General features: G+C 68.5%; 25 protein-coding genes and 2 pseudogenes. 11 read left to right on the top strand and 16 right to left on the bottom strand.

Features of this window, described 5'->3' with window-relative positions:
• Positions 1-91: 91 nt before the first annotated feature.
• From ABT147_RS16985 to ABT147_RS17000, 4 genes are all read right to left on the bottom strand, one after another.
• A complete protein-coding gene (locus ABT147_RS16985) occupies positions 92-961 on the bottom strand; it encodes a PaaX family transcriptional regulator (protein WP_351406589.1) in 870 nt (289 codons plus the stop codon).
• A gap of 217 nt (positions 962-1,178) precedes the next feature.
• Complete coding sequence (locus tag ABT147_RS16990; protein ID WP_351406592.1) at positions 1,179-2,558, bottom strand: MFS transporter; 1,380 nt, start codon at positions 2,556-2,558, stop codon at positions 1,179-1,181.
• Positions 2,559-2,689: 131 nt separating this feature from the next.
• Positions 2,690-3,049 (bottom strand): VOC family protein, encoded by a 360-nt coding sequence (locus ABT147_RS16995; protein ID WP_351406594.1) that lies wholly within the window; start codon positions 3,047-3,049, stop codon positions 2,690-2,692.
• Positions 3,046-3,864: a trans-aconitate 2-methyltransferase gene (locus ABT147_RS17000; RefSeq protein WP_351406596.1), complete on the bottom strand. Its 819-nt coding sequence runs from the start codon at positions 3,862-3,864 to the stop codon at positions 3,046-3,048. Before ABT147_RS17000 ends, ABT147_RS16995 begins: the two co-directional genes overlap by 4 nt.
• A 147-nt stretch (positions 3,865-4,011) precedes the next feature.
• Between ABT147_RS17000 and ABT147_RS17005 the strand changes: the two genes are divergently transcribed.
• On the top strand, positions 4,012-4,509 hold the full coding sequence (locus ABT147_RS17005; protein ID WP_037705601.1) for a MarR family winged helix-turn-helix transcriptional regulator: 498 nt from the start codon (positions 4,012-4,014) through the stop codon (positions 4,507-4,509).
• Positions 4,510-4,532: 23 nt separating this feature from the next.
• Here ABT147_RS17005 and ABT147_RS17010 read toward each other — a convergent pair whose 3' ends face one another.
• Positions 4,533-5,321 carry a LuxR C-terminal-related transcriptional regulator gene (locus tag ABT147_RS17010; protein ID WP_351406599.1) on the bottom strand — a complete coding sequence of 263 codons (789 nt, stop codon included), beginning with the start codon at positions 5,319-5,321 and terminating at the stop codon, positions 4,533-4,535.
• Between the two features lie 249 nt (positions 5,322-5,570).
• On the opposite strand from ABT147_RS17010, the gene ABT147_RS17015 reads away from it, so the two are divergent.
• On the top strand, positions 5,571-6,026 hold the full coding sequence (locus tag ABT147_RS17015; protein ID WP_351406748.1) for a GNAT family N-acetyltransferase: 456 nt from the start codon (positions 5,571-5,573) through the stop codon (positions 6,024-6,026).
• 34 nt (positions 6,027-6,060) lie between these two features.
• On the opposite strand, the gene ABT147_RS17020 is transcribed toward ABT147_RS17015, so the two are convergent.
• Positions 6,061-6,312: a type II toxin-antitoxin system RelE family toxin gene (locus tag ABT147_RS17020; protein ID WP_351406600.1), complete on the bottom strand. Its 252-nt coding sequence runs from the start codon at positions 6,310-6,312 to the stop codon at positions 6,061-6,063.
• Positions 6,309-6,563 (bottom strand): type II toxin-antitoxin system Phd/YefM family antitoxin, encoded by a 255-nt coding sequence (locus ABT147_RS17025; protein WP_351406602.1) that lies wholly within the window; start codon positions 6,561-6,563, stop codon positions 6,309-6,311. The genes ABT147_RS17020 and ABT147_RS17025 overlap by 4 nt, the downstream gene beginning before the upstream one ends.
• Before the next feature lie 267 nt (positions 6,564-6,830).
• Between ABT147_RS17025 and ABT147_RS17030 the strand changes: the two genes are divergently transcribed.
• The 6 genes from ABT147_RS17030 (at position 6,831) to ABT147_RS17055 (ending at position 12,005) form a co-directional block, all read left to right on the top strand.
• Positions 6,831-7,265: a hypothetical protein gene (locus ABT147_RS17030; RefSeq protein ID WP_351406605.1), complete on the top strand. Its 435-nt coding sequence runs from the start codon at positions 6,831-6,833 to the stop codon at positions 7,263-7,265.
• A 20-nt stretch (positions 7,266-7,285) separates the two neighbouring features.
• On the top strand, positions 7,286-9,631 hold the full coding sequence (locus tag ABT147_RS17035; RefSeq protein ID WP_351406607.1) for a hypothetical protein: 2,346 nt from the start codon (positions 7,286-7,288) through the stop codon (positions 9,629-9,631).
• Between the two features lie 29 nt (positions 9,632-9,660).
• Positions 9,661-10,341, top strand: a complete 681-nt coding sequence (locus tag ABT147_RS17040) for a hypothetical protein (protein WP_351406609.1) — start codon at positions 9,661-9,663, stop codon at positions 10,339-10,341.
• Positions 10,342-10,417: 76 nt separating this feature from the next.
• Positions 10,418-10,669 carry a hypothetical protein gene (locus tag ABT147_RS17045; protein WP_351406610.1) on the top strand — a complete coding sequence of 84 codons (252 nt, stop codon included), beginning with the start codon at positions 10,418-10,420 and terminating at the stop codon, positions 10,667-10,669.
• A 175-nt stretch (positions 10,670-10,844) separates the two neighbouring features.
• Positions 10,845-11,114: an ATP-binding protein gene (locus tag ABT147_RS17050; protein WP_351406613.1), complete on the top strand. Its 270-nt coding sequence runs from the start codon at positions 10,845-10,847 to the stop codon at positions 11,112-11,114.
• Positions 11,115-11,342: 228 nt separating this feature from the next.
• Positions 11,343-12,005 carry a hypothetical protein gene (locus ABT147_RS17055; protein WP_351406615.1) on the top strand — a complete coding sequence of 221 codons (663 nt, stop codon included), beginning with the start codon at positions 11,343-11,345 and terminating at the stop codon, positions 12,003-12,005.
• A 163-nt stretch (positions 12,006-12,168) separates the two neighbouring features.
• On the opposite strand, the pseudogene ABT147_RS17060 reads toward ABT147_RS17055, so the two are convergent.
• The 7 genes and pseudogenes from ABT147_RS17060 to galT form a co-directional block, all read right to left on the bottom strand.
• Positions 12,169-12,444, bottom strand: a pseudogene (locus tag ABT147_RS17060) (transposase); the annotation flags it as partial.
• 35 nt (positions 12,445-12,479) lie between these two features.
• On the bottom strand, positions 12,480-13,853 hold the full coding sequence (mycP, locus tag ABT147_RS17065) for a type VII secretion-associated serine protease mycosin (protein ID WP_351406618.1): 1,374 nt from the start codon (positions 13,851-13,853) through the stop codon (positions 12,480-12,482).
• A gap of 966 nt (positions 13,854-14,819) precedes the next feature.
• Complete coding sequence (locus tag ABT147_RS17070; protein ID WP_351406620.1) at positions 14,820-15,413, bottom strand: hypothetical protein; 594 nt, start codon at positions 15,411-15,413, stop codon at positions 14,820-14,822.
• Positions 15,413-15,967 (bottom strand): DUF2563 family protein, encoded by a 555-nt coding sequence (locus tag ABT147_RS17075; protein ID WP_351406622.1) that lies wholly within the window; start codon positions 15,965-15,967, stop codon positions 15,413-15,415. The genes ABT147_RS17070 and ABT147_RS17075 overlap by 1 nt, the downstream gene beginning before the upstream one ends.
• A 226-nt stretch (positions 15,968-16,193) precedes the next feature.
• Positions 16,194-17,360: a galactokinase gene (gene galK, locus ABT147_RS17080; RefSeq protein ID WP_351406624.1), complete on the bottom strand. Its 1,167-nt coding sequence runs from the start codon at positions 17,358-17,360 to the stop codon at positions 16,194-16,196.
• A gap of 114 nt (positions 17,361-17,474) precedes the next feature.
• Positions 17,475-18,440 carry a UDP-glucose 4-epimerase GalE gene (gene galE / locus ABT147_RS17085; RefSeq protein ID WP_351406627.1) on the bottom strand — a complete coding sequence of 322 codons (966 nt, stop codon included), beginning with the start codon at positions 18,438-18,440 and terminating at the stop codon, positions 17,475-17,477.
• Positions 18,437-19,498: a galactose-1-phosphate uridylyltransferase gene (galT, locus tag ABT147_RS17090; protein WP_351406629.1), complete on the bottom strand. Its 1,062-nt coding sequence runs from the start codon at positions 19,496-19,498 to the stop codon at positions 18,437-18,439. The genes galE and galT overlap by 4 nt, the downstream gene beginning before the upstream one ends.
• Positions 19,499-19,705: 207 nt before the next feature.
• Here galT and ABT147_RS17095 point away from each other — a divergent pair, with 207 nt between their 5' ends.
• The 3 genes from ABT147_RS17095 to ABT147_RS17105 all read left to right on the top strand — a co-directional run bounded on the left by ABT147_RS17095 (position 19,706) and on the right by ABT147_RS17105 (position 22,394).
• Positions 19,706-21,391, top strand: coding sequence for a sodium:solute symporter family protein (locus ABT147_RS17095; RefSeq protein WP_351406631.1), 1,686 nt, complete (start codon positions 19,706-19,708; stop codon positions 21,389-21,391).
• A 15-nt stretch (positions 21,392-21,406) separates the two neighbouring features.
• A complete protein-coding gene (locus ABT147_RS17100) occupies positions 21,407-21,742 on the top strand; it encodes a hypothetical protein (protein ID WP_351406633.1) in 336 nt (111 codons plus the stop codon).
• Between the two features lie 100 nt (positions 21,743-21,842).
• Positions 21,843-22,394 carry an MOSC domain-containing protein gene (locus ABT147_RS17105; RefSeq protein ID WP_351406636.1) on the top strand — a complete coding sequence of 184 codons (552 nt, stop codon included), beginning with the start codon at positions 21,843-21,845 and terminating at the stop codon, positions 22,392-22,394.
• Between the two features lie 39 nt (positions 22,395-22,433).
• On the opposite strand, the gene ABT147_RS17110 is transcribed toward ABT147_RS17105, so the two are convergent.
• Both ABT147_RS17110 and ABT147_RS17115 read right to left on the bottom strand, forming a co-directional pair.
• Positions 22,434-23,306, bottom strand: a complete 873-nt coding sequence (locus ABT147_RS17110; RefSeq protein ID WP_351406638.1) for an RpnC/YadD family protein — start codon at positions 23,304-23,306, stop codon at positions 22,434-22,436.
• A 32-nt stretch (positions 23,307-23,338) separates the two neighbouring features.
• Positions 23,339-23,748: pseudogene (locus ABT147_RS17115) on the bottom strand (ATP-binding protein).
• Positions 23,749-23,803: the final 55 nt, after the last annotated feature.

Genomic DNA, 23,803 nt, shown 5'->3' on the forward strand with positions numbered 1-23,803 from the left:
GGCATCGCGGAAGCACCGGCGGAAGCGCGGACGGAAGCACCGACGGAATGGAATACGAAAATCCGCTTCGGAATACGAAACTCCGTTTTAGCTACGGCCTTTCGAGCGGAGCGGGCCGCAGCGGAGTCGTTTCCAGAACCTCCGCCGCCATCCGCCGGGCCGGTCCCGCCGTCTGTTCGGCGATCCGCCGGAACGTGTCCTGCGCCGGCCGCGCGGGCCACTCGGCCGGCAGATGCTGTACGGGCAGACGCGGGTCGGTGCGGATGATGCGCAGCCACTCGGCGACGAGCCGCAGCCGGGTGGCGATCGGGTCGGCGGCGGCGAGGTCGGCGGTGGTCCACCGCTTGTCGAAGGCGACGTAGCGCGCGGCCAGGACCTCCAGGTCCCAGCTCTCGCGGATCATCAGCCCGATGTCGGTGAATTCGTCGGCCCGCGCGTGGAACACCTTCACATGCGCGTCGAGGCCCAGCTCGGAGACGATCTCCCGCACATCCGCCCGCCCCGGAGCGATCCACAGCCCGCTGTAGAGGGCGCCGAATCCGGACCAGGTGAGCCGGGAGCGCAGATCGTGCCGCTGGCGCTGCCAGGACTCGGGGAGGGAGAAGCCGAGGAGGGTCCAGGTGCCGTCCCAGTCCTCGTTCACCGCGCCGTCGCGCCAGATGCGCTGTCCGCCGTCGCGCAGGATGTCGCCCGCGTGCGGAGTGAGCCCGAAGAACATCCTCCGGCCCTCCCGCTGCCGCCGCAGCAGCCCCCGGTTCACCATCCGCGTCAGCGTCGACCGTACGGCCTGCTCCCCCGTACCGACCCGCCCGAGCACGTCGATGATGCTCCCCGAGTACACCCCGAGGCCGCCCTCCCCCAGGTCCAGCACGTGGTTCCCGAAGAAGGACAGCACCAGCGACTGCGGCCGCGGCGCGTCGACTGCCTCGACGACATCAACACCCAGGATCTCGTCCTCCACAGCGGCAAGGGTACGGGGGTTGGTGGGGGCCGGTCAGGGGGTGCGGGTTGTCGTTCGGGTGCGGCCGGGTGGGGCTTCTCGCGCAGTTCCCCGCGCCCCTGAAAAGGCAGGGGCTGCGCCCCGTGCTTTTCAACGGCCCGCAGGGGCCGTTGTCTTGAGGGGGGCGGGGAACTGCGCGAGAAGCCCCCACGCACCCGCACCCGACAACGCACCCTCCCTACAGAGCCACCCCCTCCTTCGCGGCCCCCTCCCGGAGGGTCACGTCACCCAGCGACGACCGGTGCGTCTCCCGTACGAACCACACGGTCACGGCGGTGATCGCCGCGCCCCCGCACACCAGCAGCGAGATCGGCGTACTGGAACCGCCGTTGGCCGCCACCAGGCTCCCCGCGATCATCGGCGAGAACCCGGCACCGATCAGCGTGGCGAGCTGGTACCCCAGCGACGCCCCCGTGTAGCGCACCTTCGTGCCGAACATCTCGGTGAGCAGCGCCCCCAGCGGCCCGTACATCACGGACTGGGCGAAACCGTGGCCCAGGACGACCGCGAGGATCAGCAGCCCCGGCGACCCGGAGTCCACCAGCGCGAGCACGGGGAAGGCGAGCGCGGCGGAGGCGATGGCTCCGGCGAGGACGACCGGGCGGCGGCCGACGCGGTCGGAGAGCGCCGACGCGCAGGGCAGCACGACCAGCGCGACGGACGCCGAGACGGTGAGCGCGGTCAGCACCTGCGGCCGGGGATAGCCGATACCGGTGGCGTACGCGATCAGATAGCTGGTCAGCAGCGACTGCGCGGTGAACGCGCCGATACCGACACACGCGGCGAGCACCAGCGCACGCGGCCGGCGCAGCACGTCGACGATCGGCATCCGGGCCTCGTCGCGATCCTTCTTCACCTTGACGAAAAGGGGACTCTCGACCACCTTCAGCCGCACGAACAGCCCGACGCCCAGCAGCACGACACTCAGCAGGAACGGCACACGCCAGCCCCATGCCGCGAACTGGTCCCTGGGCATGGCGACGACGAACGTCACGACGAGCGAGGAGAGCAGGGAGCCGAGCGGTGCTCCCATCTGCGTGAAACTGGACCACAGTCCACGCCGCTTCTCCCCGGCGTGCTCGACCACCATCAGCGTGGCCCCGCCCCATTCACCGCCGATGGCGATGCCCTGGAGCACCCGCAGGGTGATCAGCAGCACAGGCGCCCAGACACCGATGGTGTCGTAGGTCGGCAGTAGGCCGATGAGGAAGCTGGCGCCGCCCATCAGACCCATGGTCAGCAGCAGCATGGACTTACGGCCGAGCCGGTCGCCGAAGTGCCCGAAGATGATCCCGCCGAGCGGACGGGCCACATATCCGGCGGCGAAGGTTCCGAACGCGGCGATGGTGCCGACGGCCGGGTCGGCGCCCGGGAAGAACAGTTCGCCGAAGACGAGCGCGGCGACCGTTCCGTAGACGAGGAAGTCATAGAACTCGACGGCCGTACCGAGCAGCCCGGAGAGCGCGACACGACGCAACTGCCTTGCGCGTTCGGCCTGTTCGGCTTGTGCGGACGGTTCGGCCTGCCCGGCGGGACGGGGGAGCGGGGACGGGGGCATGCGGGTCTCCCTGGAGCTATGGGGAACGAGGGAGGGACACCGCGAAGGTAGGCGCGCACATGCCTGCCGTCAATATTCTGCACAACATCGACATCGCTGCCACGCCGTCCGCGACGCCCCCGCCCCCGGGCTCAGACCTGCTCCAGGAACTCCAACCGGTTCCCCACCGGGTCCTCGGAGTAGAACCGCCGATACCCCGGCAGGTCGTCGTCCCAGACAACCGGCGCCCCGCGCCCGGTCAGACGGGTGGCGTACGCGTCGATGCCCCGCACCCGCAACCCGGGGTGAGCCTTCCTCGGCGGCCGGAAGCCCGCCTCCACCCCGAGGTGCAGAATCACCTCCCCCGCCCCGAACCAGCAGCCTCCCCGCACCGCGAGCGCGGGCGGCTTCGGGATCTCCGTCATCCCGAGGACCCCGACGTAGTACGCCCGCAACCGGTCCTCCGCTCCGGGCGGGGCGGCGAGGAGGACGTGATCGACGGCGGCGATCACCGGCTCACCCCCGGCTTGCGGGCCACGACGAAGATGCGTCGGAACAGGTACGGCGTGCCGTGCGCGGTGGCCGGATAGGCCTCGCGCAGGGCGGCCCGGTATTCGGTGACGAACGGCTCGGCGTCCGCGCCCAGTTCGGTGAGGACCGGCCGCAGCCCGGTCCCCTTCACCCAGTCGAGCACCGGGTCCTCGCCCTGGAGGAGATGGACGTACGTCGTCTCCCACGCGTCGACCTCGCAGCCGAGGTCGGCGAGGGCGGAGAGGTAGCCGGCGGGAGTGTGGACCGCGTCGTCGTGGCGGAGGGTCTCGCCGAGCCGGTCCCGCCAGCGGGCGGAGTGGGCGAGTTCGCGCATCAGGCGGTGGCTGGGCGAGTCGAAGTTGCCGGGGACCTGGAAGGCGAAGGTGCCGCCGGGGGCGAGGGCGTCGATCCAGGCGGGGAACCGGTCGAGGTGGCCGGGGACCCACTGGAAGGTGGCGTTGCTGACGATCAGGTCGTACGGCTCCGGCGGCGCCCAGGTACGGACGTCCGCCGCGGCGAAGTCGATGCGGCCGCCGCCCGGGGTGGGCCCCTCGTGATCGACGTGGGCCCGGTCGAGCATCTCGGGCGAGTTGTCGTACCCGGTGATGTGCGCGGTGGGCCAGCGGTCGGCGAGGAGGCGGGTGACGTTGCCGGGGCCGCAGCCGAGGTCGGCGATGCGCGGGGCGTTCGCGGGCGGTTCGGGGACGTGGGCGAGCAGGTCGACGAAGGCGCGGGCGCGGTGGCCGGCGTGCCGCAGGTACTGCTGGGGGTCCCAGGTGGGGCTGGTGGCGGGCATGGGGGCTACCTCCTGGCGCTCGGGCGACTGTCGCCGGTTCCGGACGCCTCCACTCTCGTAGCCAGATATCTCGAAGTCAAGAGACTTGATCCTAATCATCTCGACCTCAAGAGACTTCACATCGACACAACCACTACACTGATCGCCATGGAGGACGAGGTCGATCGGCTGGTCGCAGCGTGGCGCCGGGAGCGCCCCGACCTCGACGTGGAGCCGCTGGAAGTACTGAGCCGGGTGAGCAGGCTCGCCCGGCATCTGGATCGCGCGCGCCGGCTGGCGTTCGCCGAGCACCAGCTGGAGCCGTGGGAGTTCGATGTGCTGACCGCGCTGAGGCGTGCCGGGAACCCGTATCAGCTCTCGCCCGGTCAGCTGCTCACACAGACCTTGGTGACGTCGGGCACGATGACGAACCGTATCGACCGGCTGACGAAGAAGGGCCTGGTCGAGCGGCTGCCCGACCCCAGTGACCGCCGGGGCGTGCTCGTCCGGCTCACGGACGAGGGCCGGGACCGTGCGGACCAGGCGCTCGCCGGCCTCCTCGACCAGGAACGGGCGATCCTGGCCGAGCTGTCCCGCGCCCAGCGGGGCGATCTGGCGGGCCTGCTCCGCCAGTTGACCGCCCCGTTCGACAACATCCCCGGCTAGCCGGGGCTCTGGCGGCGAGCGGGTCAGGCGCTGCTGCTCTCCTCCGGCAGGATCCGCCCGGCGGGCGCCAGGTCCACGGGCCCGACCCCGGCCCGGCGCGCGAGCGCGACGGCGGCGAGGGTGGAGTGGACGCCCAGCTTCCCGAGGACGTTCTGCATATGGGTGCGGACGGTGTGCGGGGAGAGGAACAGGCGCTCGGCGACGGCCTTGCGCCCCAGCCCCGCCACCATGCACCTAAGCACTTCCCGCTCACGCGGAGTGAGGGACTCGACGAGCCGCTCACTCTCCGTGCGGTGCTTGCGCGCGGCGGTCAACTCCCGCAGGACGCCCGTGAGAAGCGCGGGCGGCAGATGCGTCTCGTCGCGCAGCACTCCCCGGATGACGGTGAGCAGCCGGGACAGCGAGCAGTCCTTGGCGACCCATCCGGACGCGCCCGCCTGGAGCGCGAGCGCGGCGCGGCGCGGATCGTCCTTCTCGGCGAGGACGACGATCCGTACGCTCGGCTGTCCCGAACGCACACCCGCGACCAGCGATATGCCGTCCACGAGCCCGTCCTCGCTGCCGTCCGGCACGGGGACGGGCACGGCGGCCGGACGCGCGCCGGGGACATGAGCGTGACCCCCCAGATCGGCGTCGACCAGAAGCACGTCGAACTTGCGCCCTTCCGCCGCCGCGCGGTCCAGACAGCGCAGCGCGGCCGGGCCGCTGCCGGCCGCGGACACGTCGACGTCCGGCTCGGCGGCCAGCGCCGCCGCGAGCGACTCGGCGAAGATACGGTGGTCGTCGACGACCAGGACTCGGATGCGAACCACAGAAACCCCCACTGGTCGGGGGACGACCGGAGCGAGTACGGCGCCCGGAGCGCTCCCCGGTTTACACCTGGGACGGGGCGTCGCAGCCGCACGGCCGCCGCCGTGCTGAACCGCTACCCCCACTCCGGGCGTCGTACCCGACTGTCTCGCCCCCTGATCAGCACCGGCCCCCACCGGCACTGTTCATCAGGGTAAGGCCGGGGGGCAGGAGCGGAAGGTAATTTGCAGAACTGGTTGTCCGGCACGTTTATGGTGTGCCACATGTTTCGTATTGAGACAGAAATCGACAAGGAACGAAGCCAATTGCTGCGTTCCCGACTACGCGCCAGCAACACCGCCGCGTCACCGATCCTCCGCGACCTGCGCGGAACCCCCGACGAACGCGAAGTCCCGCTCCAGGTATGGGCCCTGGACGGGAAGGGCGACCTCGTGGGCGGCCTGGTCGGACATACGTGGGCGACTTGGCTCCACGTCACGTATCTCTGGGTCGACGAACGCCACCGGGGCGCCGGCCTCGGCTCGCACCTGCTGTCGGAGGCCGAGCGGATGGCCGCCGGCGGACGGGGGTGCCGGGCGGCACGGCTGGAGACGTGGGACTTCCAGGCACCGGAGTTCTACAAGCGCCTCGGCTACGAGGTGGTGTGCGTGATCCCGGACTATCCGCCGGGGATCACGGAGTACACGTTGACGAAGAGGTTGGGGTGAGCCGAGGCCGACGAAGCCCCGGCTCACGCCGCTGCTACGGGGTGCGTCCCAGGTGGGTGACGAGGATGCGGATCACGTCGTCGTCGATGACGTACAGCACCCGGTAGTCACCGACACGCAGACGGCGAAGGTCGGGCGTTCCGTACGGAACCGACCCTGCCGGCCTCGGATCATCGGCCAGCTTGTCGATGGTGTCCAGTAGCAGGGCGAGGCCGCTCGGGTCCTCGTCCAGGAATCGGGCTGCGGAGTTCAGAGCATGCGGCTCGAAGGTGATCTCGTAGGTCACTGCTGTCCGAGCCCCAGCCGCCTGCGCACCTCCGCCATGGGGATACCGGGTTCAAGCGTGCCCTCGGCCTTGCGCCGCCGGTAGTCCGCGACCGCCAGAGCGTCTTCCAGATCCTCTATCACCTGCGGTGAGACAAGAAGCGCGGCCACGTGACCGTGGTCGGTGAGGGCGATGGTCTCGCGGCCGTGGGCAGCGCGACGGACGAGGTCGCCGAGTTGGGAGCGGGCCGCGCTGATCGCAATCTCAGTCATGCGCCAAGCATGCCACAAGATGCATCATGTGAGCCATTTACCACTCTACTGTCATCTTCCAACGCACGGGGCCGCGCCGGAATCGCCCCGGGACCGTCAGCCTGTCCCCTCCATCGCTGCCGGTCACCATCCGAACAGCACCCCGCGCCAGACGGCCGTACGGCCGCCCCGTGGGGGGGGTGGCGACAGGCGGGGACGGGTGATCAGGTCGGCTGCCGACGCGAGTACGGTGGAGCGGTCTGCCCGGATGGACTTGGGGGGAAATTCATGACGTTCGAGCAAGAATGGGCCGAACTGCGCGCGGCGGCGGCCGAGCGGACTGCCATGCGGATCAACAGCGCTCCGGCCACCGGCGGAGGTGGCGGAGGTGGCGGCGGCAAAGACCTGGTGGTCAATCGGGACGACCTCGGCGCCATCGGCAATGACGCCTATGACCTGTTGGGTCGGCTGACGAAGGAGGGCGACATCGCCCGTCCTGCGACGTTCGACGCGGCGATCGCGCTGACCAACGGGAACTTCGTGAGCGGTTCGGCCGTGCTGAAGGTGCACGACTTCTGGCAGACCCACCTGAGGACGCTGCTGGACGCCTGCGCGCAGATCTCCAATCACCTCGATTACAGCAAGGCGCAGCACGCCAAGGACGAGGCGAAGATCGAGGGGGATCTCATGCGGACGTCCGTGCTCTCGGACTACATGAAATAGGGCTCGGGGGAGCGCGCACCATGCTGAAGTACGAGGACATCATCGACGCCCCGGTGGCGAAGCTGAAGGCCGCCGTCGACGACTGGTCGGAGATGGCGAAAAAGCTGGACACTCTCGCCACGGACGCCACCGACGGGATGAAGGCAAAGGCGAACAAAGCCTCCTGGGAGGGCGTCAACGCAGGGGTCACCAAGGCGTTCATCGGTAAGACGGCCAAGGAGTTCGCGGACGCCGCGGCCGAGGCCAAGGGTGTGAAACTGATCCTGGAAGAGGGTCACGCGGCCATCAAGAAGGCCAAGGACGACCTGATCGCCATCCGGGACCACGAGGGGCCCGCGGCCGGCATCCGCGTGGACGGCAAAGGCAAGGTCACGGCGAAGAACCCGTTGTCCCAGATCCCTGCGGCGCGGCACGACCCCGACTACAGCGATCTTCTACTGGAGGAGAAGCGGAACATCGAGTCGTGGCAGAAGAGGATCGACCTCATCGTCGACAACTGCAACGACACCGACGTCGCCCTCAAGAACACCCTTGAGGCCAACGTCACCGACCGCAAGGACTTCAGCGCTCCGACGTACACAAAGCTGGACCAGGAGGAGGCCGCCCGCGCCGCCGCGCTGGCGGGCAAGGGCCGGGACCTCACCCACTCCGAACTCCAGCAGCTCAACGAACTGCTGAAGGACAACAGCAAGTCGGTGGAGTTCTCCAAGAGCTTCTACGAGAAGCTCGGCCCCGAGAAGTCCCTCGCGTTCTTCGGCCAGCTCTCCATGGACACGTACGAGTACGACAAGGTCGACCCGCAGCGCCTCAAGGACGTCCAGCAGCTCCAGGAGAACCTCGGCCTCAACCTGGCCACCGCCTCACACGACAAGGAATTCGCCGACAAGTGGGGCCCGGAACTCCGCAAGATGGGTACGGAGCGCATTCCACTGTCCAAGCCCGACTTCGGCGGGACGCAGCCGTTCGGCTACCAGCTACTCGGCGGGATCATGCGGTACGGGAACTACGACGCGAAGTTCCTCAACCCGATCGCCGAACACGTGGCGCAACTGCACGCGAAGGACCCGGGCATGTTCGCCGAGAGCAAGACGGTGAACAGTGTGTTCAAGAACCCGTTCAACCCCTCCGGCGTGAACGGGCCCGGCTACGACCCGGCCACCGCCATGCTGGAAGCGCTCGGCAACAGCCCGGAAGCGGCGAAGAAGTTCTTCACCGACCAGCCGACCGCGTACAACGAGGACGGCACGGTCAACACCGGCGCCACGGCCGAGCTCGGGAAGAACAAGGACGGCGAGCCGTTCAACAACTACTTGGACTTCTTCAGCGACGAGAAGTGGGAGTCCTTCCACGACGTCAACTCGGTCGACGAGCACGAGGCGTCGCTCGCCTATATGCCCGACGCCCTCGGCCACGCCCTGGAGGCGGCGACCCTCGGCTACCCGGCCGGGCACCCGGACCCCGGCGTGGTGCGGGACGCGGACAACGCCGCGGTCATGCAGAAGGTCATGGAGAAGTACGCCGCGGACCCGGCCCTCCTCAAGGAGCACCACGAGGCGATGTCCGACAGCCTGGGCGTCATGGGCGGCGGCTACATCGACGACATCAACTGGGCGCTGGACAGGAACGACTCGGGCAGCGTGTTCGCGCCGGGCAAGAACCCGGAGGGGCACATCGACTTCGCGGACACCGTGGACGGGAACGGGCGGAGTATCGTCCGGGGCTTCCTCACCACCCTCGGTCAGCACCCGGACGCCTACGCGACGGTCTCGGCCGCGGAGCAGGTCTACACCCGTAGTGTGCTGGAAGGGACGGTGGGTCCGGACGGGATCAAGGAGGGTGCTGCCAGGGCGGCTGTGCGTGTGGGCGCCGAGGTCCAGGGCATGCTCGACCAGTCCCGGGCAGACCAGGTGGAAGCGACGAACCTCAAGACCCACGAGGACTACGAAAAGGCGGTCGCCAAGCGGGCAGGCTGGGTCCAGTTCGGGGCTGCGGCGGGCATCGCGGCGGGCGTCGCCTTCCTGCCCGCGACGGCGGCCGTGGGCACGGCCGCGGTACTCATTCCGCTGGCGACCGACACCGCAAGTGGGGCCGCAGAACATGTCATCGGGCAGATGGTCGGCGACATGTCAGACAACTCGGTGGATGAGCACAAGGAGAAGGTGGAGGACCTTATCGACGAGGAGAAGAACAAGATCTACTCCGCCGGTGAGAGCATGGCCGAGGCGCCGATGGAGGCTTTCCTGGATCGGTACATCGTGGATGAGGACACCGTGTTCGAGGAGGAGCTGCGCCAATCGATGCTGATCGGCTACGGGGTCGGCAACGACCGGGCGCAGCAGCAGGGCAACGGTCCGGAAACCGGCTGAGGCCGGTGGACGGCCGAGGACACGTGAGGATGCGGACAGTGATCAGTCGTAGGTCGGTACGCGGGAGACTCCTCTCCGGGGCCGTGGTCGGCTTGTTGTATCTCGGGACCACCGGTTGTGGTGGGGACGGAGACGAGGAGGCGGCCGACAATGCTCTGGCGGGAACGCAAGTGTGCGGTGGCGACGCCGTGTCCGCCCAGGCGTCCAAGGCGCTGAAGGTGATCACGGGGTCATCGCGGTTCGGGACGACGGCGGATACGTCCACCGTCGCGCACGCCGCGACGGGCCTCGCCGAGGCGTTTCCGGTCGCCACCAATGGGCGCGACGACGTCTGCCGCATCTACACGGCCGACGGTACGTCGGATTTCGCTATCCGAGTCACCTGGGGGCTGAATGACGGCCCCCCGACGGGCACCCCGGCCCCGAATTTCACTGTGCTGAAGATGGGGGAGCGGGCCGTGGCGGCGGTAGACAAGGCGCGCGTCTATTTCGCGTGCCGAAGCGACAGGTTCTCCAACTCGACGACAGAGGCCCATGTCGTCATCGGCGTGGAGCGCTGGATGTTTCCGACGGAACCCGAGGGTGACACCAAGGCGCTGAAGGACGCCTACGCAACCGTTGCCCACTCCTTCTCGCTGGCCATGGCCAAGGAACTGCGTTGCGAGAAGAACGGCGGGCTCCCCGCGAAGCCCGTACTGGATCCCGCGTAGTACTCCTGCCGGACGCCGACAGGTCCGCGGCGCGGTTCGACGCGGGCGATATAGAGCGTCGTAACAGGTCATCGACATGATGGTCGGCAATATGCCCGACAAGTCGGTGGATGAGTACAAGGAGAAGGTGGAGGAGCTCACCGATGAGGAGAAATGGAATATCTACTCCGGCGGTGAGAGCATGGCCGAGGCCCCGATGACGGAATTCCTGGAGCATCACGGTCTGGAGAGCGATTTCAGGACGGACCTGGAGCAATCAATGCTGGTCGGCTACGGGGTCGGTAACTCCCGGGAGAACCAGCAGGGCAACGCCCCGGAGATCGGCTGAGGTCGGCGGACTTGCCGATGACGTGTAAGGATGCGGACAGTGATCCGTCGTAGGTCAATACGCGGGGCCTCCTCTCCGTGGCCATGGCTGGCTCGTTGTTTCTCGGAGCCACGGGTTGTGGAGGGGACGGGGAAGACGACGGAGTTCCGGACGACTACAAGGTCGTTGCAGGGACATGCTCACCACGGCAACGGTCACTATCGCCGTCACCGACGCGGGCCCGAGTCGGGGGATCATGGCGTCGCTGCCGCCGACACGGGTGCTGCCGGGAGCTGAACGGGAGCGGGGGCGTGGACTGCTGATCACCGAGGCCCTGGCCAGTCGCTGGGGGGCGGCGGGGGACGCGGGACAGCTGACGGTCTGGCCCGACATCGCCGTCGAGTCCGCGTGGGCCGACCCGATTTCGGGTGCGGTCCCGCCAAGTGCGTCGGCGCGGCGGCCGTAGGCTGATCCGGTGGGATTCTTCGACGGGCTGACCGGCGCCAAGCGTTCACAGCGGCGGTGTCGCGCCGCTGCCAGCACCGGAGGTCGGTCAGCTCTGCTCCCACTCAACGAGGCAGGGCTGCCGTTCCGCGTGCGCAACGCAGGCCCCGAGCGGTGGGCGGTGAGACCGGGAAACCCTGGTACCGCGGCATTGCTGTTACCACACCGCATGGGCATCGGTAGGACTCTCATGGGCATAGCCATGATCGCTATCGTCACCGCGGGCTGCGGCGGGTCGAGATCGGATGACAACTCATCCCGCGCTGCGGACACCGCGCCGCCGAAGAGCGGCAAGGAACTCCCCGTCGCGATCACCTCGGCCGAGCCTGGGCTCCTGACGGTGAAGACGCTGCTCGATGCTCTGCCGCCTGAACCCACCGACGAGGCCTCGTTCACCGAACAGGTGCTGTGGATGATACGTAAAAGCACCGTGGCCATGGCCGGGATACCGGGGAAGACTAGCGCCGCATGCGAGGGCGGCAAGGTGAGCGAGGAGCCGGGCGTGACCACACGGTGCACGGTCACCTACAACGGCGTGAAGGTCCCCTGGTCCATCCGTTTCGACGAGCCGGCCGGTGACTTGAAACCATACGAAATCACCAACGCGGGCCAGGCCGTGCTGACGGCAAAGTCTGTCTACGGCGAGTTCTGGAGGGAGTACAACCAGGTCAGCGAGCACCTCCGCTGCGGAAAGGTGCCGGACCTCGAACTCGTCGCATACGGCCAAGACACCGGTCACCGCTGCCAGTACGCCTCGTCCGTCGACGGAAAGGCCCGGTGGGTCAATGTCCCGGTGAGTGTGGGCGAGCGCGGGGTCGTCTTCGACAACGGCCGCTCGCCGGAATCCTCTTGAGGTTGTGGACATGAAGGGCCAGGAGCAGGACGGAGGCAGGAGACGGCGCGACGACATCGCAATCGGGTGGAGCATCGGCCGCCTGGGCATCAGGACCGTGAATCGGTCCCGGGCATCCGTCGATGATGTTGCTGCGGTACTGGATCTTGCGGAGACCGTGTCAAAGCGCGCTCATGAGGTGAGGCGGGGTCGGTGAAGGCAGTGTCCGCCTGGTTGCTGCGTCGCAGCAGTGACCAGATGCCTTCGACGAGGTTGAGGTCGATGTGTAGGTCGGCAGGAAGTAGCAGGTGGTCCAGTCGTGGGTGCCGATGAACTCCCGCAGCCGTCGGTCTCTGTGGACGTTGAGGTTGTCCCACACCAGCTCGATGGGTGCGCCGAGTCACTGGTGGGCGGCGATGAGCAGGTCGCGGTACTCGGTCCAGGTGAACTGCGTTCGTCCCCTCGACGGGTAGCCTCCGCTGCCCTTCCGGTAGCTCAGCCAGGGCCTGGGTGTTGGCCGGGAGTGATGTTGCTGCTTGGTGCGCTGGGCGGCGCGTAGGGAGAAGGCGGGTACTGGGGTTGTCCTGGCGAGGGTACGTACAGGGCTGTCGGGTGCGGTGCCGTGGGGTGTGCGGGGCGGCGGTTGCGGACGACGATGAAGACCGCCACGCCGATGCCGAGTAGTGCCACGACCGCAGCCGCGGTCAAGACGGTGGACAGCATGTTGTTCTCTTTGGAGGAATCTGAGACTGCCGCCTCCTCGGTGGTCTTGTCCTCCGCCGGGGCGTTGTCGGCATCGGTGGCCGAGGGCTGGGGGGACGGCGATGCGGAGGCGGCGGCCGCGAGGTCCGGGAGCGGGTATTCGTCGGCCGGGCCCGGGTCGCCGGGGTTCTGCAGGGCGATGCGGGGGCGGACGATGCCGTAGCCGATGGAGTCGTTGCGCTTGGCGCCGTCGGTGGGGGCTCCGATGGTGTTGAGCATGACGCGGAGGACCTGGTTGTTGGTCCAGGTGGGGTGCTTGGACCAGATGAGGGCGGCGCTGGCGGAGGCGAGGGCGGTGGCGTCACTGGTGCCGTGGCTCTTACACAGCCCGGTCTCGGTACCACAGGCGTGCACCATTTCCTCACCTGGCGCTGCCATATCCACCTGCGGACCATGCTGGGACTCTTCGGTCCTGCGGAGGTCTCTACCGACGGCGGCCATCGCCACTACACCCGGCGTGGCTGCTGGATACATGACTTCGTTGGCTTTGTCTCCGTCGTTACCCGCGCCGGCGAAGATCAATGAGCCTTTGTCCAAGGCGTACTTCACCGCTGCCGTAAGTTGCGGCGAGCCCTCCGTGGTCGCGAGGGAGATATTGATGACTTGGGCACCCTCGTCCGCTGCGTAACGGATCGCTTTCGGGACAACCTCGTTGAACCGCCTGTTCCCTTCGGCTTTGCTGGCCGCTGTCCCGTCCTTAGGCATTCGGATGGGGAGAATCTTGGCACCGGGGGCCAACCCGAAAGCACCTTGCCCACCGTTCCACGCGCCGGTTCCTGCGATCAGCCCAGCCATGCCCGTACCGTGGTCCCCGTAGTCGGTGCGCTCGTCTCCCGGCTGATCGGGGGCGAGGTCCTTGCCCGGCAGGACGCGGCCCTTCAGATCGGGGTTGGCCGCATTCACCCCCGAATCGATCACGGCGACCGTGATTCCCGCACCAGTGCTGGTCTGCCACATCTGCTCGGCCTTCATGGCGTCGAGGAACCACTGCTGCTCGCGGATCGACTCGGCATAGGCCGGTGCTCCCGCAGAGCCCACCAGCAGCAGGCCGAGTATCGCCGAGGCCATGGCACGGTGGCGTCCGTGTCGAGGGCTGGTGGTGTGCATGCGGTTCGTTCTCTCCGTTCCGGGATACGCGTCAGTCGGCGGCCGGTGGTGCGGTGCGGCTGTTGCTCTGCCGTCGGGTCTCCTCGTCGCTGGCAGGGCGGCGTGGCCGAACGTTCCTGTTGTCCGTGCGCGTTGAGGAGTTCTGCCCGGATACGCGAGAGGTGCCTGTTCCTCTGTTCTCGCCAGGGCGAACCCCGCTGGGTGCACCGCCTACGATGCCGCCACGCGTCGTACCACCACCGGAGGTCGTACCGGTTCCTGCTGTCCCACCCGAGCCACCAGAGCTGCGCACCGCACGGCCCGTCTGTTGCGGAGCGCCTCCGATGACGCCGCCGTTCGGCGAGGGGAGACGGCGACCGGGCGTCGGTCCCTGCTGACCGGCCGCCCGTCCTGTGGGAGCCGCCGTACCGGTGGTGGGGCCCATCGGGGGGCGACCGGTCGAGCCCGGTGGTGCCCCCACCACTGTTCCACGATGAGACGTCCCCGCTTGCCCGCCCAAGGGCGGCGTGACTGGACGACCGCCGACGATGCCGGTACCACCACCCGGCGTACGCGGGGCATTCGGAGAGTGAACGGCCTGACCAGCAGGAAACTGAGGCATACGTCCAGTCCCCGCCGCCCGCCCCTGCGCCGGAGGGCCACCAACGGGCAGACCCTGTCTGCCCGTCACCGGGGGAACCCAATTCGAGTGCGGAGGACTTCCAGGCCCCTCCAACCGTCCGGCACCGGGCGGGCCGCTTGGCGGACCCGTCGCTGTCCGCTTGTCCTGCGGCAGCGTCTCCACGGAATCGATACCCATCCGGGTCGGAGGCTCGTCCACCGACGGCGCGGAGCGCTCAGGCAACGTCCTCCCGTGAGTTGAGGGCTCCGACCCATCGGGGTCACCCATCGCACCGGCCCTTTGGGACACCGAAGTCGAGCCGGTCCCTGCCGAGACATCTTCCTGACCTGCAGCGCCTGATCGGGTCAGTGCTCCCGGTCATAGACTTGCATCGGGTCGTCCGGCACGATCGCCGTCGGCGGCGGCGCGAACTTGGGTCTCTCCAGCGCGTTCAGCTGCACCGCCGAGAACTCGTAGGCCTGGCCCAGCTTCACCATCTCCGCGGCGGCTTCCTGCCGCACCTTCTCCTTGCCGGCCGCCAACGCCGCGAGTTCGCTCGCCGACTTGGCGCTCACCGTGCCCGCGTCGGGGTCGTTGTGCGCCACCGTCGCCGCGTCGAGGTTCGCCTGGGCGCCCTCCGCCGTGCGCGGAATCGCGGCTTGGGCGCGGGCGATGGCGTCGGAGGCCTGGGCCAGCCACTTCGCGGAGCTTTCGCTGAAGTCGCCCAAGCGCAAGGTGGAGTTGGCGAGGTCGGCGGTCCAGGCGCGGAAGGCGTCGGCGCCCTCGCCCTTCCACTCCACCCACTGGGGGCGGACCTTGAGCTCGTCGGCGATCTTGTGGATTTCCTCGGCCACGGTCGCCAGCCGGTCGGCGGCGGACTGGACTGTGCCGCTGTTGGCCTGGTCGAGCCACTGGAGCATGCGCTCGTGGCTCATGCCGTCGAAAGTGCCGCCTGCCATCAGATCGTGCCTCCCGAGTCGCCGCCGTCCGACGGTGCCTGGGTCTGGTCCGGCGACGTCTCGTCACGACCGGCTCCGTCGCCCCGCTTCGGCAGACCCGGGTCGTACGCCCCGCCGTAGTGCTCCGTCGTCTCCGCGCTGATCGCCGCCATGCGGTCGCGGATGTCGAGGTCGATGTTCTGGTAGCCCTTGTGGGCGGCGAGGACGGCGATGCCCATGCCCTCCATCGAGTCGGAGAGGAGCTTCGAGAGGTTTTCCAGTTCGGTGATCACCGTCTCGTACGCGGTGAACAGGCCCGCAGCCTCCGCCCACTCGCCGTTTCCGCCGCCGAACTGGGTGCGTACGAGCTGTTCCTGGCCAACCTTGCCGGGGCCGGCGTCGGAGTCCTTGAGGTCGCTGATCAGCTGGTCGACGCGCTTCTGGAAAGCCGTGAACGACGACAGCTCGGTGACCAGATCGGTGGCCGCGTCCCGCGCGGAGTCGAATACGGAGTCGAACAGGCCGGACGCCCACGAACCATCCGAGGATCCATCCGCCCCGTCGCCGTTCGACATCGTTGCCCTCCCCGTATAGCCGCTACCTCACCGACAACTCTAACTACCTGCTGTGACAGTGTCGTGGGCGAGTCCCGTGAACACATGAGCGCTCTTACTCAGATGTGGCGCCGGAGTGTGGGGAGTTGGTGGTGTTGACGGTGTTCATGGTTGTGGGGCGGGACCGCCCTCCGGCCCCGCCCCACCTCACACCTCAAGTCATGACCCTCACGTCATGACCCTCAGGTCACGAAACCCGCCGCGCCCCCGCCGAAGGCACCGCCGCGAAGACCCGGGGCGCCGTGAAGCCGGCCGCCGCGAAGGCTTCCTGGATGGCCTTGGTGATCGTGTCCGTGTCGGTGGCGTCGATGAGGACGATCGCGGAGCCGCCGAAGCCGCCGCCGGTCATGCGGGCGCCGAGGGCGCCGGCGGTGAGGGCGGTGTCGACGACGAGGTCCAGTTCGGGGCAGGAGATGCGGAAGTCGTCGCGCAGGGAGGCGTGGCCCTCGACGAGGACGGGGCCGATCGCGCGGGTCTCGCCGGATTCCAGGAGGGAGACCACCCGTTCCACCCGGTGGTTCTCGGTCACGATGTGGCGGACCAGGCGGCGGACCTCCTCCTCGTCGCCGAGGCGGTCGAGGGCCGCGTCCAGTTCGTCGTACGCGATGTCCCGCAGCGCGTCCACGCCGAGCAGGGCCGCGCCCTTCTCGCAGCCGGCGCGGCGCTTGCCGTACTCGCCCTCGCTGTGGGAGTGCTTGACCTGGGTGTCGACGACGAGGAGCCGCATGCCCTCGGCGGCCAGGTCGAAGGGGATCTGCCGCTGGGAGAGGTCCCGGGTGTCGAGGAACAGGGCGTGGCCGGCCTCGCAGCACGCGGAGGCCGTCTGGTCCATGATCCCGGTCGGGGCGCCGACGTAGACGTTCTCCGCGCGCTGGCACAGGCGGGCCAGCTGCCAGCCCTTGAGGCCGAGGGAGAAGAGGTCGTTGAGGGCCAGGGCCACGACCACTTCGAGGGCCGCCGAGGAGGACAGGCCCGCGCCCGTCGGTACCGTCGACGTGAGGTGGATGTCCGCGCCGGTCACCGCCGTGTGGCCGGCCTCGCGCAGGGCCCAGACGACGCCCGACGGGTACGCCGTCCAGGCGCGGTCGGCCTCCGGGGTCAGCCCGTCGAGGGACAGCTCGACCACGCCGCCCTCGACGTCGTCGGAGTGCAGGCGCAGCCGGCCGTCCGTGCGCCGGGACACCGCCGCGACCGTGGTGTGCGGGAGGGCGAAGGGCATGACGAAGCCGTCGTTGTAGTCGGTGTGCTCGCCGATGAGGTTCACCCGGCCCGGCGCGGCCCACACCCCCTCCGGCTCCGCCCCGTACAGCTCCTCGAACCGCTCGGCGACAGTGACCTCTACGGCCTCGCTCATCCCCTGACCCTGACCTTTCCGTACTTACCTGACGAACTGGCTGAGCCAGCACACTACTTGGGCGCCGACGGGCGTGAACCCGAGCGGCCGCACCCCACTCCTGCGCCCGCGCCCCTACTGCTGAGCGCGCGCCTGCGCGAACTCCCACGCGTCCGCGACGATCTCCGCGAGGTCCGCGCGGGACGGGTTCCAGCCGAGGCGTTCGCGGGCCGTGGCGGCGGAGGCGACCAGGGTGGCCGGGTCGCCGGCGCGGCGCGGGGCGACGACCTCGGGGATCGGGTGGCCGGTGACCCGGCGGACGGTCTCGATGACCTCGCGCACCGAGAAGCCGTTGCCGTTGCCCAGGTTGCAGATCAGGTGCTCGCCCGCGACCGCCGCGTCGAGCGCCAGCAGGTGGGCGTCGGCGAGGTCGGCGACGTGGATGTAGTCCCGGATGCAGGTGCCGTCGGGCGTCGGGTAGTCGTCGCCGAAGACGGAGATCGCGTCCCGGCCGCCCTGCGCGACCTGGAGGACCAGCGGGATGAGGTGCGACTCGGGGTCGTGGCGCTCACCGCAGGTGCCGTACGCGCCGGCCACGTTGAAGTAGCGCAGCGAGACGGCGCCCAGGCCGTGGGCGGCGGCCTCACCGGTGATCATGTGGTCGACGGCGAGCTTGGAGGCGCCGTAGGGGTTGGTCGGCTTCGTCGGGGCGGACTCGACGATCGGGGTCGTCTCCGGCTCGCCGTACGTGGCGGCCGTGGAGGAGAAGACCAGCTTGCGGACGCCCGCCTCGCGCATCGCGGCGAGGAGCGCCATGGTGCCGCCGACGTTGTTGTCCCAGTACTTCTCGGGCTTCACGACGGACTCGCCGACCTGCGAGAACGCGGCGAAGTGGAGTACGGCGTCGAAGGAGTCGTCCAGCCACTTGGCGGCGTCGCGGATGTCGCCCTCGATGAAGGACGCGCCGGCGGGCACGCCCTCGCGGAAGCCGGTCGAGAGGTTGTCGAGCACGACGACCTCGTGGCCCGCCTCCAGCAGATGCTGGGCGACCACGCTGCCGACATAGCCCGCGCCACCGGTGACCAGGTACTTACCGCTCATGAACTCGCTACCTCTCGCAGTCGCTCGGCCGCGCGCTCCGGCGGCACGTCGTTGATGAACACGTTCATGCCGGATTCGGAACCCGCGAGAAACTTCAGCTTGCCGGAGGTGCGGCGGATGGTGAAGAGCTCAAGGTGGAGCGCGAAGTCCTCGCGCTGGACACCCTCGAACTCCTCCAGTGTGCCGAACGGCGCCTGGTGCCAGGCGGCGATGTACGGCGTCGGAGGCTCACCCTCGCCGAAGATCCGGTCGAAGCGCCTCAAGAGTTCCAGATAAACCTTGGGGAATTCTGAGCGAGCGTCCTCGTCGAGGGCGAGCAGGTCGGGCACCCGGCGCCTCGGGTACAGATGGACCTCGTACGGCCAGTGCGCCGCGTACGGCACGAAGGCGACCCAGTGCTCGGTCTGGAGCACCACCCGCTCGTCGGCGAGCTCCCGCTCCAGGACGGCGTCGAAGAGGTTCCCGCCGCCGGTGGCGTCCTTGTGGGCCGCGAGGGAGCGCAGCATCAGCGCGGTGCGGGGTGTGGTGAAGGGATACGCGTAGATCTGCCCGTGCGGGTGGCCCAGGGTCACACCGATCTCGGCGCCGCGGTTCTCGAAGCAGAAGACCTGCTCGACGGAGGGGAGATGCGACAGCTCCGCCGTGCGGTCGGTCCAGGCGTCCAGGACGAGACGGGCCTGCTCCTCGGTCAGGTCGGCGAAGGCCGCGTTGTGGTCCGAGGTGAAGCAGACGACCTCGCAGCGGCCGGAGTCGCCGGCGAGGGAGGGGAAGCGGTTCTCGAAGACCACGGCGTCGTACGAGGAGTCCGGGATCTCGCTGAGCCGGTCGCCCTCGGAGGGGCAGAGCGGACATTCGTTCGCCGGGGGGTGGTAGGTGCGGCCCTGCCGATGCGAGGCGATCGCGACCGAGTCACCGAGCAGCGGGTCCCGGCGTACCTCCGAAGTGGTGACGGTGCGCTCCAGGGGCCGCTTGTCCACCGCGTCGCGCACGGTGTCGTCGCGCAGGTCGTAGTAGATCAGCTCACGACCGTCGGCCAGCCGGGTCGAGGTCTTCTTCACGCCGGACTCCCCATCCGATACCGCAATCACGCCAGTAGTCCATTGATCATCAGTCGATCAATCCATCAGTCGATCAGTCGATCAGTCCATCGGTTCACCCAACAGAACCGAACACATCAAAGCACAAGCTCCCACGCCAGTCACCATCACAAACAAACAAAGATCACCAGATGCCAACTGCAGGATGCCAACCGAAGTGAGCCGCGCATGGAGAATCTCGCCCATCTCGCCGCCGAGCTACGGCTCCCCGTCGACTGGCTCGACTACACGATCCTCGCCATCTACTTCGTCGTCGTCCTCGGCATCGGCTTCGCCGCCCGGCGGTCGGTGAGGACCAGCCTGGACTTCTTCCTCTCCGGGCGGTCGCTGCCGGCCTGGGTGACGGGCCTCGCGTTCATCGCGGCCAACCTGGGCGCCACCGAGATCCTCGGGATGGCCGCGAACAGCGCGCAGTACGGCGTCTACACCACCCACTGGTACTGGATCGGCGCCATCCCGGCCATGGTCTTCCTCGGCCTGGTGATGATGCCGTTCTACTACGGCAGCAAGGTCCGCTCCGTGCCCGAGTTCCTGCTGCTGCGCTTCGACCGGGGCGCGCATCTGCTCAGCGCGATCCTGTTCGCCTGCGCCGCGATCCTCATCGCCGGGGTGAACCTCTACGCCCTCGCCATCGTGGTCGAGGCGCTCCTCGGCTGGCCGCAGTGGGTGTCGATCGTCGTCGCGGGCGTCTTCGTCCTGGCGTACATCACCCTCGGCGGCCTCTCCTCGGCGATCTACAACGAGGTGCTCCAGTTCTTCGTGATCCTGGCGGCGCTCATCCCGATCACCGTGCTGGGGCTGAAGAAGGTGGGCGGCTGGGACGGCCTCTCCGACTCCCTGACGGCGAGCCGGGGGCCGGACTTCGTGACGGCCTGGGGCGGCACCGGTATCGGCAACGACAACCCGCTGGGCGCGAACTGGCTGACGATCGTCCTCGGACTGGGCTTCGTGTTGTCCTTCGGCTACTGGACGACGAACTTCGCGGAGGTGCAGCGTGCGCTGAGCGCGAAGAACCTGTCGGCGGCCCAGCGCACCCCGCTGATCGCCGCCTTCCCGAAGATCTTCATCGTCTTCCTGGTGATGATCCCGGGCCTGGTGGCGGCCGTCCTGGTGCCGGAGATCGGTACGCCGGAGTCGGACCTCCAGTACAACGACGCGATCCCGTACCTGATGGAGGACCTGCTCCCGAACGGCGTCCTGGGGATCGCCGTCACGGGTCTGCTGGCGGCCTTCATGGCGGGCATGGCGGCGAACGTCTCGTCCTTCAACACGGTGTTCACGACCGACATCTGGGCGAAGTACGTCAAGCGGCACGAGGAGGACGCGTACTACGTGCGCTTCGGCCGTCTGATCACGGCGATCGGCGTCCTGGCGTCCATCGGGACCGCCTTCCTCGCCTCCTCCTTCTCCAACATCATGAGCTACCTCCAGACGCTGTTCTCCTTCTTCAACGTGCCGATGTTCGTCGTCTTCATCGTCGGCATGTTCTGGCGGCGCGCGTCGATGAAGTCCGGCTTCTGGGGCCTGCTGGCCGGCACCACGGCCGCGATGGTCAACTACTTCGTCCTCTACAAGCAGGACGTCATCGGCATCCCCTCCGACCAGGGCGCCAACTTCGTCTCGGCGATCGCGGGGTTCGTGGCGGGCGGCGTGGTCATGGTCGCGGTCTCCCTCTTCACCGCGCCGAAGCCGGACGAGGACCTCCAGGGCCTGGTCTACGGCACCCGCTCCCCCGGCATGGAGGAGCCGCCCGGGGAGGGCGACGACGCGTGGTACCGGCGGCCGGCGCTGCTCGGCTGGAGCGCGATCGTCCTGGCGGCGGCTTGCTACATCCCGTTCTCGTTCTCGTTCTAGAAACCGAGGAGCACGATGTCCGACCACTCCGGTTCTTCCGGGTACTCCGAGCGGGACGTCCAGCGCGAGGTCACCGAACTCCAGGGCAGGTCCGCGACCGCCGCCCGGCTCTTCGACATCCGCCGCATCATCGGCGGCCTCTTCGTCCTCTACGGCGTCATCGTCACGCTGGCGGGGATCACGGCGTCCGACGCGGAGATCGACAAGTCCGAGGGCATCAACATCAACCTGTGGACGGGGTTGGGGATGCTGGGGCTGGGGGTGTTCTTCCTGGGGTGGCTGTGGCTGCGGCCGGTGGTTCCGGCGGTGGGTGGGGAGGGGTTGGGGGAGGGGGAGGGGGACGCCGAGTAACGCCGGACGTGGGGCCGGGGTTCGCTCCGGCCCGTGCGCACCACAGACCCGAGGCTAGGGTCGAGGCCGAACCATCGTCGCAACGGAGGGGGATCCGAGAATGAGCGGGACGGTCGGGATGGTCACGGCGGTCAGCAGCAACGGCGTGTATTCGTTCACCAAGCCGAACCGGGACAGCGTCAGGCTGCTCGCCGGGCTCGGTGTGGAGGGTGACGTACACGCCGGGGTGACGGTCAAGCACCGCTCGCGGGTCGCGCAGGATCCCACCAAGCCGAACCTGCGCCAGGTCCACCTGATGCATGAAGAGCTCTTCGCCGAGGTCAGTGCGGAGGGATTCAAGGTGATGCCCGGTGACCTCGGCGAGAACATCACCACCCGCGGCATCGATCTGCTCGGGCTGCCGGTCGGCACGTTGCTGCGCATCGGGGACGACGCGGTACTGGAGGTGACCGGCCTGCGCAATCCCTGCCTGCAGATCGACAACTTCCAGGACGGGCTGCTGAAGCGGGTCGTCGGCCGCGACGAGACCGGGAACCTCGTGCTCAAGGCCGGGATCATGAGCATCGTGAGGGAGGGCGGTACGGTCCGCCCGGGCGACGGCATCAAAGTGGAGCTTCCCAGCGGGCCGCACCGCCCTCTCGAGCGGGTCTGACGCGCCTACGGTGGCCGCAGATCCACGCAAGCCGACCTGTCAGTCCTCGTCGAACAGGTCGGCCGCGTCGGTGACGTCGTAGGCACGGTCCACCCAGATCTGCAGCAGGTCGGGGTCGGTGCAGTTGCGCACCCGCTGCCGGACGGGGTCGGGTACGTCGATGTGGCGCCGGTCGAGGGTGCGCAGGATGCCCGCGATTCGCTCCTCCACCCGCCCCTCCTCTCGCAGCTTCACCGCGACCGGGTTCTTGAAGAAGTAGTTCACCGGCATCATCAGCTCCCTCCACACCTTCTTCGCCTGGGCGTCCACCAAGCCCGATTCGACCAGCTCCGCGAACACCGACGCGGTGTCAGGGTTCACGGTGTTCAGAACGGCTGCGAGTGGTTCCAGTATCGCAGCGGCATCCCTGCCTTTACCATGCGTGATCGCCGAAAACACCGCGAGGGTGACATCCCGCGCCACCTCGGCCTCGTTCGCGATCACCGGTACGTTGTCCGGCCCGAGGACGAGCGGCCGTACGACCAGCGAGGCCCAGTCCGGCAGACCGAAACGGATGGGCTGGGCGGCCCAGCGCGCGGTGGAGCGGTTCTGGGTCATGACGATGAGGACGGGCTCACAGCGGTACTTCTCGTAGAGGTACGAGAGGTAGTACGGCCAACTTCCCCGCTTCCGCTCGTCCTTCCTCCCTTGGGATTCAAGGACCAGCAGGAAGTCACCCTCGTCGGTGTCCACGCGCACCAGACTGTCCACGCGGCGCTCGACCGGAGCGATCTCGGTCAGGTCGGTGTTGACCACCGAGATCCCGCGAGGCTCCGGGAACGGCACGTGGAACAGCCGCCGGAAGCTGCGGATCATCCCCTCGGTGTCCTTCTGGCAGATCTGATGCAGCGCCTCGTGTGGCGAGCTGACCATCGGATCTCCTTTCTGTCGGCGTGACCAACGAGCTAGGCGGCCATCAGTTCGCACCACACGTATTTGCCCCGGTGCCCGAACCGGGAGGACGGCTGCCAGCCCCACACGTCCGTGCAGGCGCGGACGAGGGCGAGGCCCCGGCCGGTCTCCGTGTCGGGCTTCGCCAAGTGGCATGGGGGTTCCGGGGGTTCGGGGTCGGCGTCCCAAGCGCCGATCCAGAGCGTGCCGTTCGACCAGCGGACGCGGAGGGCGGCGGGGCCCTTGGTGTGGAGTACGGCGTTGGCGATCAGCTCCGTGGCGAGGAGTTCGGCCGGGTCCAGGAGGGTGGTCAGGCCGTGCATGGTGAGGATCAGGCGGAGGGTGCGGCGGGAGACGGTGACGGCGCGGGGGTCGTGGGGATGTGGAGGACGTACTCCCAGGGTTCGGGGGTGCTTTGGGGCATGGGGCAGCTCCGGGGGTGTGGGGGCGGGGAGTTGAAAGGGGCGGGCGGTGGCATT

It is taken from the genome of Streptomyces sp. NPDC001868 (genome assembly GCF_040297125.1).
GTDB lineage: Bacteria > Actinomycetota > Actinomycetes > Streptomycetales > Streptomycetaceae > Streptomyces.